The 12,559-nt window shown below is 43.6% G+C and carries 11 protein-coding genes; 7 read left to right on the forward strand and 4 right to left on the reverse strand.

All coding sequences use genetic code 11. The features are described from left to right. The first annotated feature begins 191 nt into the window (after positions 1 to 191). The 6 genes from CHH58_RS00280 to CHH58_RS00305 all read left to right on the forward strand — a co-directional run bounded on the left by CHH58_RS00280 (position 192) and on the right by CHH58_RS00305 (position 7,794). Positions 192 to 1,592, forward strand: a complete 1,401-nt coding sequence (locus tag CHH58_RS00280; protein WP_095229674.1) for a cytochrome ubiquinol oxidase subunit I — start codon at positions 192 to 194, stop codon at positions 1,590 to 1,592. Beyond that, positions 1,579 to 2,595, forward strand: a complete 1,017-nt coding sequence (cydB, locus tag CHH58_RS00285; protein ID WP_095233156.1) for a cytochrome d ubiquinol oxidase subunit II — start codon at positions 1,579 to 1,581, stop codon at positions 2,593 to 2,595. The genes CHH58_RS00280 and cydB overlap by 14 nt, the downstream gene beginning before the upstream one ends. After that, positions 2,595 to 4,316 carry a thiol reductant ABC exporter subunit CydD gene (cydD, locus tag CHH58_RS00290; RefSeq protein ID WP_095229678.1) on the forward strand — a complete coding sequence of 574 codons (1,722 nt, stop codon included), beginning with the start codon at positions 2,595 to 2,597 and terminating at the stop codon, positions 4,314 to 4,316. Before cydB ends, cydD begins: the two co-directional genes overlap by 1 nt. Next, a complete protein-coding gene (cydC, locus tag CHH58_RS00295; RefSeq protein ID WP_249274991.1) occupies positions 4,303 to 6,036 on the forward strand; it encodes a thiol reductant ABC exporter subunit CydC in 1,734 nt (577 codons plus the stop codon). The genes cydD and cydC overlap by 14 nt, the downstream gene beginning before the upstream one ends. 94 nt (positions 6,037 to 6,130) lie before the next feature. Then, positions 6,131 to 6,991: a GRP family sugar transporter gene (locus CHH58_RS00300; protein WP_095229681.1), complete on the forward strand. Its 861-nt coding sequence runs from the start codon at positions 6,131 to 6,133 to the stop codon at positions 6,989 to 6,991. A 17-nt stretch (positions 6,992 to 7,008) separates the two neighbouring features. Continuing rightward, a complete protein-coding gene (locus CHH58_RS00305) occupies positions 7,009 to 7,794 on the forward strand; it encodes an SDR family oxidoreductase (protein ID WP_095235074.1) in 786 nt (261 codons plus the stop codon). A 34-nt stretch (positions 7,795 to 7,828) separates the two neighbouring features. On the opposite strand, the gene CHH58_RS00310 is transcribed toward CHH58_RS00305, so the two are convergent. The 3 genes from CHH58_RS00310 to murA form a co-directional block, all read right to left on the reverse strand. Beyond that, a complete protein-coding gene (locus CHH58_RS00310) occupies positions 7,829 to 8,569 on the reverse strand; it encodes a glucose 1-dehydrogenase (protein WP_095229685.1) in 741 nt (246 codons plus the stop codon). A 5-nt stretch (positions 8,570 to 8,574) separates the two neighbouring features. Further along, positions 8,575 to 9,081 (reverse strand): metallophosphoesterase family protein, encoded by a 507-nt coding sequence (locus CHH58_RS00315; protein WP_095261817.1) that lies wholly within the window; start codon positions 9,079 to 9,081, stop codon positions 8,575 to 8,577. A 92-nt stretch (positions 9,082 to 9,173) separates the two neighbouring features. Beyond that, positions 9,174 to 10,454, reverse strand: a complete 1,281-nt coding sequence (gene murA, locus CHH58_RS00320) for a UDP-N-acetylglucosamine 1-carboxyvinyltransferase (RefSeq protein WP_095235076.1) — start codon at positions 10,452 to 10,454, stop codon at positions 9,174 to 9,176. Between the two features lie 315 nt (positions 10,455 to 10,769). On the opposite strand from murA, the gene CHH58_RS00325 reads away from it, so the two are divergent. Then, complete coding sequence (locus tag CHH58_RS00325; protein WP_095229689.1) at positions 10,770 to 11,411, forward strand: TVP38/TMEM64 family protein; 642 nt, start codon at positions 10,770 to 10,772, stop codon at positions 11,409 to 11,411. 242 nt (positions 11,412 to 11,653) lie between these two features. Here CHH58_RS00325 and dat read toward each other — a convergent pair whose 3' ends face one another. Next, complete coding sequence (dat, locus tag CHH58_RS00330; RefSeq protein WP_095261818.1) at positions 11,654 to 12,517, reverse strand: D-amino-acid transaminase; 864 nt, start codon at positions 12,515 to 12,517, stop codon at positions 11,654 to 11,656. Between the last annotated feature and the right edge of the window lie 42 nt (positions 12,518 to 12,559).

Below are 12,559 nucleotides of genomic sequence, written 5' to 3' on the forward strand. Positions count from 1 at the left end.
ATTAACTACCTGTAAATCCCTTTCCGAAGGGATTTTTTTGTTTGTTAACAAAGCTGTTAAGATTACGCCACAAATTGTTCAATATTTCACAATCTCAAATAGGAAAGCAGGAGTATACTAAATGTAACAGGACATTGTGACTAATTTCACAAAGTTTCCGGTAAAATTATGAAAAGAAAGAAGGCGGCAAAATGGATGTTGTAGAGCTTTCGCGTATCCAATTTGCATCAACGACATTGTTCCACTTCCTATTCGTTCCATTAAGTATAGGGTTGGCATTTATCATTGCAATCATGGAAACGATGTATGTGGTCAAAAAAGATGATAAATATAAAAAAATGGCGAAGTTCTGGGGTCATATATTTTTGATTAACTTCGCAGTCGGTGTTGTCACCGGTATATTACAGGAATTCCAATTCGGGATGAACTGGTCGGAATACTCCCGTTTTGTAGGGGACGTTTTCGGTGCACCGCTTGCTATTGAAGCGTTGCTGGCATTCTTTATGGAGTCTACTTTCCTTGGTTTGTGGATTTTCGGTTGGGATCGTTTGCCGAAATGGGTGCATGCATTATGTATTTGGCTTGTGTCTCTAGGTACGATTTTCTCCGCATTCTTCATTCTGTCTGCGAACTCATTCATGCAGCATCCAGTCGGAGAAGTATTGCAAAATGGCAGACTTGAAATGAATGACTTCTTGGCAATCATGACGAATGGTCAGCTTTGGGTCGAATTCCCGCATACAGTCTTCGGATCGTTCGCGACTGGTGCATTATTCATCGTAGGTATTAGTGCTATTGCGCTTTTACGCAAGAAACATGTGGCATTCTATAAAGGTTCATTTAAGATCGCTATTGTTGTCGCTTTGATCAGTGGCATTGGTATTGCATTATCTGGTCACGAGCAGGCATTATATCTTGTTGAAACACAGCCAATGAAAATGGCTGCAAGTGAAGGTCTGTGGGAAGACAGTGCCGATCCTGCACCATGGACAGTATTTGCCAATATCGATACAGAAGCGAAAGAAAATTCGGGCGAGCTTAAAATTCCTTATGTATTAAGTTTCTTATCTTATGGTAAGTTCAGCGGTTCAGTTGAAGGTATGAATTCCTTGCAGGAACGTTATACAGATCTATATGGACCTGGCAATTACATCCCGCCGGTTAAGACAACATTCTGGAGCTTCCGTGTCATGACGGTACTTGGCGGAGCAATTCTCGCTTTATCCGTCTGGGGTGCTTATCTTTATGCACGTAAAAAACTTGTTAATAGCAAATGGTATTTGCGCTTGATGATTGTTGCAATCAGCTTCCCGTTTATCGGCAACTCTGCTGGTTGGGTCATGACTGAAATCGGTCGTCAGCCTTGGGTTGTGTTCGGATATATGAAAACAGAGGATGCGGTCAGTGCTGGTGTCACGGCAGGGGAAGTTCTTTTCTCCCTTATCACATTCTCAGCTCTGTACTTGATTCTGTTCGCGGTTATGATTACATTGTTCGTTCGTGAAATCAAAAAAGGACCGGATCACGATATCGAAGAAACAGAACCAATCGCAGATCCATTCACGAAGGAGGGTCAACATGCTTTCTCTTAATGAATTCTGGTTTATCCTTGTCGCTGTTTTGTTCGTTGGCTTCTTCTTCCTGGAAGGCTTCGACTTCGGCGTCGGGATTGCAAGTAAATTTGTAGCCAAAGATGATTTGGAAAAACGCGCTTTTATCAATTCAATCGGTCCGTATTGGGATGCGAATGAAGTATGGCTGATTACAGCTATCGGTGCGATGTTCGCAGCCTTCCCTAACTGGTATGCGTCTATGCTGAGCGGTTTTTATCTTTGCTTCGCTTTCATTTTGTTCGGTCTGATCGGCCGCGGGGTAGCATTCGAGTTCCGCGGTAAAGCAGACCACCCGACATGGCGTAAGACTTGGGACTGGGTGATATTGATAGGTAGTACCATTCCGCCACTCGTGTTCGGTATCATGTTCACTGCCTTAATCCAAGGTGTACCAATTGATGAGAATATGCACATGCATGCTGGCATATCCGATGTTATCAATGTCTATACAGTTCTTGGCGGAGTGACATTGACAATGCTTTGCGTATGGCACGGTCTTATTTTCGGAACACTACGGTTGATGGACACATTGCGGGAGCGATGCCGTCGTGCAGCGAAAAATTTGCTGCCGATTAACGCAATTTTACTGGTGGCATTCCTAGGAATGACATTCTTTAAAACAGATATGTTCAGTGTACATGGCAATATTTTAGAGTATTTATTCATGGTCGGTATTCTTGTTTATATCGCATCTGGCTATTTCATCACACGTAAACGTGATGGCTGGGCATTCCTAATGTCTGGTTTAATCATGATCCTGCTGATTGCTTCCGTGTTTATTGGTCTATTCCCACGGGTAATGATCAGTTCTATCAGTGAAGCATACAGTTTAACTGTGCAGTCGGCATCATCAGGAGATTATTCTTTGAAAGTCATAACCTATATCAGTTTGGCATTGCTGCCATTCGTATTAGGCTATCAAATCTGGAGCTACTACGTTTTCCGTAAACGTGTAGATCATAAGGAGCATATGGAATACTAATGGGCAGAAATTTAATGGCTTATAAAGGAATAAAAACGGTGCTGCTAGGGCTATCCGCATTGACTCTGCTGCAAGCTGTAGCCATTATCTTTCAAGCGAAATGGCTGGCGGAAGCCATCACGCACCTATTCCATGGGGAAAGCTTTACTTCCCAAATACCACTTATAGGCTGCTTTATAGCAGCCTTTCTTGCTAGGCAGCTTTTACAGCTGATTATTAAAAAAATATGTTTCCGCTTTGCAGAAGCAACTGTCGAGGATATGCGGAAAGCATTTTTGGAAAGTGTGTTCAAGCTGGGACCACGCTACACTAGACAGGAAGGAACCGGGAATCTGGTTACTTTCTTGCTGGAGGGAGCAGGTAAGCTTCGGGATTATCTAGAGTTGTTCCTGCCGAAGCTTGTTTCCAATATGATCACACCTTGGTTAGTACTTGTTTATATCTGGCTGCACGATGGTATCTCGGCTGTCATTTTATTGGTTACCATTCCTATTTTGGTTGCATTTATGATTTTGCTTGGCTTAGCCGCACAGAGGAAAATGGACAGTCAGTGGAAGGCATACCGTATGCTTTCCAATCACTTTGTTGATTCGTTAAGAGGATTGGAAACATTGAAATTCCTTGGTCGCAGCAAGGAACATGGTGAGACAATTGAAAAGGTAAGTGGACAGTATCGCAAATCCACGTTAGGTACATTACGGATTGCGTTTCTTTCCTCATTTGCGCTGGACTTATTTACGCAGCTTGCAATTGCTTTCGTTGCTGTTACGCTTGGTCTCAGATTAATTGATGGGACACTTTTGCTTGAGCCAGCATTGATGATCCTGCTGCTTGCACCAGAGTATTTCCTTCCGATTCGTGAGGTGGGGAATGATTATCATGCTACATTGGATGGTAAGGATGCAGGTGATCAGATGCTTGCTGTTATTAAGCTTGCAGATGAGAAGCATAAAGGAAATCAAGCAGGGATTTGGAGAGAAGACAGTGAGCTTGTTTTAAACGACGTGACGGTTACGTATGACAATGATCGTCCTGCTTTGTCAGAGATAAAGTTAAGTATTAAAGGAAATCAGAAGGTCGGTTTGATTGGAGCAAGTGGTGCCGGTAAATCAACTTTCATTGATTTACTCAGTGGCTTTATTGATCCTGTTTTTGGTCAAATGGAGCTGGACGGGAAGCCTCTAGATTTCTCAGCTGAAGCTTGGCAGAAACAGACAGCATACATTCCGCAGCACCCATTCATCTTCCAAGGCAGTATCAAGGATAATGTAAGATTTTATGAGCCGGAAGCCTCGGATGAACGAGTGGAAAAAGCGATTGATCATGCTGGGCTCAGAGAAGTTGTCGAAAGACTTCCAGAAGGACCCGATACTTTAATTGGTGAAGGGGCCCGAGCCTTGAGCGGCGGTCAGGCACAGCGTGTTGTGTTGGCACGGGCATTCTTGAGCGATCGTTCGATTGTCCTGCTGGATGAACCAACAGCGCAGCTTGATATTGAAACGGAATATGAATTGAAAGAAGTAATCGAAGAACTTGCTGCAGATAAACTGTTGTTCTTCGCATCCCATCGGCTTCATTGGATGCAGGAAATGGATCTGATTGTCGTCATGGATAACGGCAGAATAGCAGAGTGTGGCACACATGAACAATTAATGGCGAACCGCGGCTTATATGTCCGTTTGCTGGAAGCACAAATGGGGGATAATCATGAAGCATCGTGACTGGATCATGCCATATGTTAAAAGATATAAATATCGCATGCTGACCATTTTGCTGCTAAGTATGCTGACAGTGGGATCAGCTGCGGCATTGATGTTCACATCTGGCTTCTTGATTTCTAAGTCATCACTTCGGCCGGAGAACATCCTGCTCGTGTATGTGCCGATTGTGCTCGTTCGGGCATTCGGACTTGGACGCTCTGTATTCCGTTACTCCGAGCGACTGGTGAGTCATGATTTCATTCTCCGTGTGCTGGCTAAGATGCGGACTAGGCTTTATCATCTAGTAGAACCCAAAGCAGCAACGAGCAGATCGATGAAAACCGGGGAAGTGCTCGGTATATTGGCTGAGGATATCGAAAGCCTGCAGGATTTGTACCTGCGTACGATTCTGCCGACTGCATCCGCTGTTCTTCTATACGTTATCAGTATCTGTGTACTCGGTTACTTTAGTATTGGATTTGCTTTACTTATGGCAATATACTTCTTCGTGCTGGTTGTTGTTATGCCGATTTTCTCGCTGTTGCATATGCGAGCGGCCAATCAGGCTTACAAGAAGGATAAGGATAAGCTTTATCAATATGTGACAGATGGTTTCCTTGGCATCCATGACTGGCTGCTGAGCGGACAAAAACAGCATTTCTTCAGTCGTTTTTTCAAGCGCCAGGAAACACAGGATAAAGCTGACAAACGATCGAAGAACTGGTCTTATTATCGTGAATTCATCGGGCAGGTCGTTGTTGCGGCCATGCTGGTAACGATGCTTGCTTTTGGGGCAAGTCTGTTTACGGATGGAAGAATAGCAGATGTATTCATTGCTGCTTTTGTTCTTGTCATCATTCCACTGTCAGAAGCAATTTTACCTGTTTCAAATGCTGTGGAAAAGTATCCTCGGTATGAGGAGTCACTAAACCGTGTCACCGAACTTGAATCAGATCAGGAAACAATCGTTGAAGCTGTCTCCTATGAAGGTTCGTTTGAGAATGTTCAGCTGACTATGGATGGCGTGCGTTTTGGTTATGAGGAACAGGAAAGTGTTATCAAGAACTTATCACTCGAGCTGACGCAAGGTAAGAAGATTGCCATTATCGGTAAAAGTGGTGCGGGTAAATCGACATTACTTAAGCTTCTGCAAGGGATGCTGGTTCCAAATTCCGGTTCTGTTCGAATCAATGGATATGAAGCATCATTCATTCGACCGGATATGACAAAGCTGGTTTCTGTATTAAATCAAAACCCTTATCTATTTTATACAAGTGTGGCGAATAACCTGCTGCTGGCGAATGAATCTGCGACTGAAGCAGAAGTGAAAGCTATTATGAAACAAGTCAAACTACATGATTTAGTAGACAGTCAGCCAGAAGGATATCAGACATCGATGCAAGAAACCGGGCAGCGTTTCTCCGGCGGTGAGCGTCAGCGTATTGCTCTGGCACGGGTTCTGCTCCAGAATACGCCGATCGTCATGCTAGATGAACCGACAGTAGGTCTTGATCCGATCACAGAACGTGATTTGCTGAAGACGATTTTCAATAGCCTGGCCGGAAAATCTTTGCTTTGGGTAACGCATCACCTTGTAGGAATGGAACAGATGGATGAAATTATTTTCCTTGAGGAAGGGAAAATCAAAATGCGCGGGACGCATGCACAATTGCTGAAGGAATCCCCGCATTACAGAAAACTATATGAGCTGGACCGCCCGGCGGCATTCCAGCGTGTTTGATCCAAAGCTATATAGCATTGGATCTTTTTTTATGCATAAATCGATAGAAAGCTCATCATACTACCCGTAAGCATATTGGAAATGGAGTGACGTGATGGATATACTTCTTGCCGTTCTGCCTGCATTGTTTTGGGGCAGTATCGTGTTATTCAATGTCAAGCTTGGCGGGAGCCCTTATCACCAGATTCTAGGTACGACTATCGGTGCTCTGCTGCTTTCGATCGTACTGTATTTCTTCGTACGGCCCGAACTGACTGGCTTTATCTTTTTAATCGGTTTCTTGTCTGGGGTGTTTTGGTCACTTGGGCAAACTTTCCAGCTGAAAAGTGTTCATGCCATCGGTGTTTCTAGAACAATGCCGATCTCGACCGGAGCACAGCTTGTTTCCACTTCTCTTTTTGGTGTGATTGTGTTCGGGGAATGGAATACAACCAGAGCTGTCATTCTCGGAATCCTGGCATTATTGCTGATTATCGTTGGTGCAATCCTGACTTCCAGACGAGCAAAAGGAGAGGGAAACGACGAAGAGAGTCGTGGTGCTTTCCGTAAAGGTCTAATTTACATTGCTATCTCGACAGTCGGCTATCTCGTTTATGTTGTCATCGCCAGACTATTCGGAGTTGATGGGTGGACTGCTTTATTCCCACAGGCTGTCGGCATGGTTGCAGGCGGAATAATATTGACAGTGAAATACAAACCATATGATTTCTATACCATAAAAAATATACTTCCTGGTTTGATATGGGCTGCAGGGAATATGTTCCTGTTTATTTCGCAGCCGCGTGTCGGGGTTGCGACGAGTTTCTCTTTATCTCAAATGGGCATCGTCATTTCCACACTAGGCGGTATTTTCATTCTAGGTGAGAAGAAATCGAGAGGACAGCTAATCAGCATAAGTATCGGTATTGTCCTAATCGTTCTTGCCGGTTTCCTCTTAGGCTATACAAAATCATGATAAAAGGAGAGTTTCTAATGTATCCAAGTTTGCAAGGAAAAGTAGTCGTCATTACAGGTTCATCTACTGGTCTCGGGAGAGCAATGGCTTTGCGCTTTGGCCAAGAAGGTGCCAAAGTAGTCGTGAATTATTACAATAATGGCGAGAAGGCCGAAGAGGTAGTCCAAGAAATCAAAAATAGCGGCAGTGATGCAGTAGCGATACAAGGAAATGTAATGGTGGAAGAGGACGTTAAAAAACTTGTTCAGACAGCTATCGATTCATTTGGTAAATTAGATATCATGATTAATAATGCTGGCGTCGAAAATCCGGTTCCTTCTCATGAATTGTCGCTGAAGGATTGGGATCGTGTTATCGGAACGAATTTGACAGGTGCCTTCTTAGGTTCGCGCGAAGCATTGAAGTATTTTGTTGAACATGATGTAAAAGGAAACATCATCAATATGTCTAGTGTACATGAAATGATTCCTTGGCCATTATTTGCACATTATGCAGCTAGTAAGGGCGGGGTGAAGCTATTGACCGAAACATTGGCTCTTGAATATGCTCCGAAACAGATTCGTGTGAACAATATCGGCCCAGGAGCAATCAATACGCCAATTAATGCTGAGAAATTCGCAGATCCAAAACAAAAAGCAGATGTAGAGAGCATGATTCCAATGGGTTATATCGGAAAGCCAGAGGAAATTGCAGCTGTCGCTGTCTGGCTTGCTTCTGATGAATCCAGCTACGTCACAGGAATTACATTATTTGCAGATGGCGGTATGACCAAGTATCCAAGCTTCCAAGCAGGAAGAGGCTGAAAAAAAGACAATGCCCCCGAGGGCATTGTCTTTTTTAGTGTTCATAAATCATTTTGCGTGTCATGCCGCCATCTACAACAATATTTTCACCATTGATGAAGTTATTTTCAGCTGATGTCAGGAAAACGCATGCTCTGGCGATATCTGATGGTGTTCCAACGCGCTTGGAAGGGTGCTGATCATGATCGACAGGACGAAGGCTGTCATATTCCTTCGTTTCGATCCAGCCTGGACTGATGCTGTTTACCGTAATGTAGTCATCTTGTAATGACATGGCAAGTGCATGCGTAAGAGCGACGATACCGCCTTTGGTCGCAGCGTATGCTTCGGTATCAGGTTCCGACATGGTTGCACGAGTCGATGCAATGTTTACAATCGAGCCGCCTTTTCCGCTGTGCTTCATATATCCGGCAGCTTCTCTGCTGGCTAGGAAAGTTCCGCGCAGATTTGTGTTAATGATGCTGTCCCATTCTTCGACCGCTAGTTCAAACATATTCTTGAACGCACTAATACCAGCATTGTTAATCAAGATATCAATTTGCCCAAAATGGTCAAAGGCTTGCTTCATAAAGTTGGTTACTTCCTTGTGTTGTCGCATGTCGGCTTGGAGGGAGAGTCCTTCTCCTGCCATTTCCTGTACAGTTTGTTCGGCAGCTGCTTGGTCCAAATCAACTGCAGCTACTTTTGCCCCTTTAGCAGCGTAATGAAGTGCAACCGCCTTTCCAATTCCATTTCCTGCTCCAGTAACAACAACTACTTTGCCTGTGAAATCCATTCCATTCATCCTTTCTTATCACTATAGAAAATATGTTTTAAAGACCATGAACCATTCTTTTGAACAATCAATTCGCCAAATGAGAATTGCTCCTGTCGCCGCTTATCAGTTGGTGATCCGGGGTTGAAAAGAACAAGACCTGCTTCTTCCTTATGAACAGGAATATGTGAATGTCCAAAGATGAGCAGATCTAGGTGTTGGCCTTCAAATGCCGCCTTCGCTCGCTGTTCAGTGGTTTTTCCTTTTCCGTGACCATGTGTTAAACCAATCTTTAAGCCGTGAAAGGTAAGAAGCTGTTTTTTTGGTAAGTTATCAATCAGCTCGGGACTGTCTATATTTCCTGAGACAGCTGTAACTGGAGCGAAAGATGCAAGTGAATCAAGAACTCGGCTGTCCTGGAGATCACCAGCATGGATGATCTGGTCAGCTTGCTCTAAAAAGGGAAGCAGCGCAGCTGGCCAAACCTTTGCCATACGCGGCATATGTGTATCAACTAAAATAATAATTCGCATCAGCTTCTCCTCCAATCAATCTCATAGTACCCTAAAGCATGTTTCAGCAATCATAAAAAACCGCTCACCTACAAGTAGGGGAGCGGTCGATGTTAGATTTGAGTCTGATGCTCAGGCTGATGCAACGTGATATTTGCACCAAGCTGTGTAAACAGCCCGACGATATCCTCGTAACCACGCTGAATATGCTTGACATCCGTGATCTTGGTCACGCCATCAGCTGCAAGACCAGCCAAAATCAAGGAGGTACCAGCGCGAACGTCATGTGCTTTTACTGTTGCGCCCGTTAGTTTAGCAACGCCATGAATTAGGATCTGATGATCAACCACTTCAATGTCAGCGCCAAGTTTCTTCAGCTCAGCTACATGCCCATTACGGTTTGGATATACTTTGTCCAAAATCGTACTAGAGCCAGCTGCTAAAGTGAGCAGTGTAGTAAGAGGCTGCTGCAAATCAGTTGCGAGTTCAGGATACATGCCTGTCTGGATACGTGCGCCTTGCAACGCAATTCCTGAAGCTGTCATCGAGTCATCGTCTTCTGTAATTGTCATACCTAGCTCAATCAGTTTGTTCGTACAGCTTGCTAAGTGCTCAGGAATGACATTTTTAACTGTAATCCGGCCATTCGTCACACCAGCAGCCATCAAAAATGCACCAGCAATCAAACGATCCGGAATTACTGTGTGTTCGATTCCACCATGAAGGGACTCCACACCGTCAATCGTAATCTTCTCTGTACCGGCACCTTTGATTTTTGCTCCCATTAAGTTCAAGAGATTCGCTAAATCAACTACTTCCGGATCTTTTGCAGCATTATGCAGTGTTGTGCGTCCTTCCGCTTTTGCTGCTGCGAGCATAGCGTTGATGGTAGCACCTGATGTAATCACATCAAATGTAATCTCTGCACCTGTCAATTTCTCGCTAGTTACTTCATAATACTGCTGCTTGAAATCAAATGTTGCTCCAAGTGCAGAAAGAGCCTTCACATGCTGATCAATTGGACGGGAACCGAAGTCATCTCCGCCTGGATAACCGATTTGTACGGTTTTGACTTTATGCAGCAAAGCTCCGACAAAGTAATACGACGCACGGAAATCCGATGTTTTGGCTAAATCAAGTTTTCCGGAAGTAATATGTCTACCAGTAAGCTCATACGTATTTTTCTCTTTTTCATTCATATGCAAGCCGATATCCTCGGCAAGTTCTTTTATCAATAAAATATCCCGGATAGCGGGAATATCATGAATTGTAATTGTCTCATCTGTCAAACAGCCTGCAACAACCAGTGCAAGCGCACTGTTCTTGGCACCTGGAATGGTAACTTCTCCGGTTAGCGGGCCGCTTTTTCTGACTTCAAACCATGCATTGTCCACTCTATTACGCTCCTTGTCTAATTACAGCGCTGAAAGTCAGAAACAAAAGGAATAAAGAATGGGAATATATCTATCTTCTTTTTATAATCCAGTATTTCTGACCAGCTTTCAGCGCTTTTTATCTGCTCTCATATGCACATAAATTTCATTTTACCATTAATCAGTCAAGAAGTAGATAGGGAATAAGTATTCCTGTATGCAGTTTTTACCTATATCTCCGAACCCCTAGGGTAAGAGCTTCATATACTAGCGGTAACAGACTTTTGTGCTACAATAAAAAGGACTGGACTATACCAAAGGAAAGGCAGGCTCATCATGAAAGGAAAAAAGGTTGTCAAGGGCACGGCTATCGGGCTGCTTGTACTTTTTCTATTTTGGTTCGTCCGGGAACATATTAAACTGTCACCTGAGGATATCCAAGGGTGGATTGTTTCATTTGGGATCGTTTCTCCATTAATCTACATGGGAATCTATGCGGTTAAACCCGTCATTTTTTTTCCTTCCTCTGTATTATCGATTGCTGGCGGTTTAGCGTTCGGCTTTGTTAAAGGGACCATCTTCATTTTAATCGGTTCCGCGGGTGCTGCTATCGTCGCATATTTTCTAGCTCGCTTTTTCTCCGAGCGGTTCGGGGATAAGGATTTAGGTGAAAGAGTGGAGAAAATCAAGCAGAAATTGCATGACGAAGGTTTCTTTTATGTATTAGTCATGCGGGTGCTGCCGGTTTTCAATTATGATCTGGTCAGTTATGTTGCCGGTCTGACACGTGTTAAGTTCAAGCAATATATGGCCGCCAGTGTATTAGGCGTGCTTCCGGGGACGATGACTTATGCACTTGTCGGGTCAAGTATCGTATCCTTAAACTATACGTATATCGCTATTATTCTATTGATTATATTAATTTGTGCTCTGATAGGCTTTTGGAAAAGAGACAAGATAAAGGAAATACTGACATAAGACAGCTGAGGCTGTCTTATTTTATTTTCTTTATCTTGTCAGAGTTATGCTATGATAAGGTAATAAAAAGAGTATTCCAAATATAGGTGAAGTGTGCAAGGAGGATAAAAAACAGTCTTTTATTCTCTCGAACAGAGCTGGTGGCAGCAGGTTTGACGACTATCGTCGCAAGCTTTTGAGCAAGACATCCAGGAGACTAACAAACAGATGAAAGACCAATAGGATGCCTATTGGTCTTTTGTTCATACAAATGCTGTAGCTTGGATTCCGCTTTCTTTTTCATAAGCGAGTTGGAGAGAGCGTATGTTATCGCCCGGCTTACCATCACCGATTTGTTTTCCTTCAATTTCGATGACAGGCATTATTTCACTAGTCGTACTGGTGATGAATACCTCATCTGCTTGGAGCAGCTGGTCAGTTGTAAAGGCTGTCTCCTTCACTTGCAATTCTGCTTTCGGTGCAAGTGCCAATACTCTGCTGCGGACACAGCCATGCAGGATGTTTTTTGCTGCCGGATGTGTGTAAAGGATTTGATCCTTAATGATGAATACATTGGAGGACGAGCCCTCGGTAACTGTGCCATTCTTGTGGAGAATAGCTTCAAAAGCTCCTTCTTCTTTGGCGGTTTGCTTGGCCAATATATTTGGCAGCAGGTTTAGACTTTTGATGTAACATAGTTCCCATCGGATATCATCTGCCAGCACAGCACGCACACCTTGTTGGAGCGAAGAAACAGGTCTTTCACTAGGTTCAATATAAGCATAGAAATTACTCGGCACATCTGGAAAACTATGCTCTCGTGGTGCAGAACCACGAGTGATTTGCAGATAAAGCTTTGCATCTGTTTGTACGTCATTTTTCTCTGACAGTTGATGGAGAGAAGAAATCAATGCATCTTTAGCAAATGGAACCTCGAGCCGAATCGCTTCAGCGGAACGGTAAAGCCGATCGATATGTTCCTCCAGCAAATCAAATGTCCCTTGATATATACGGATGACCTCGTAAACACCGTCTCCGAATTGCAATCCTCGTTCTTCAAAGGGATATAAAAGTGATTCTTTCGTGATGATCCCATCTTGCGTCAACAAATAATCGTACAAGCTCATATCCATACCTCCCTCTTGTTAAAATCCAGTATAGCAGAGGTG

Source organism: Terribacillus saccharophilus (assembly GCF_002272745.1).
Lineage (GTDB): Bacteria > Bacillota > Bacilli > Bacillales > Amphibacillaceae > Terribacillus > Terribacillus saccharophilus_B.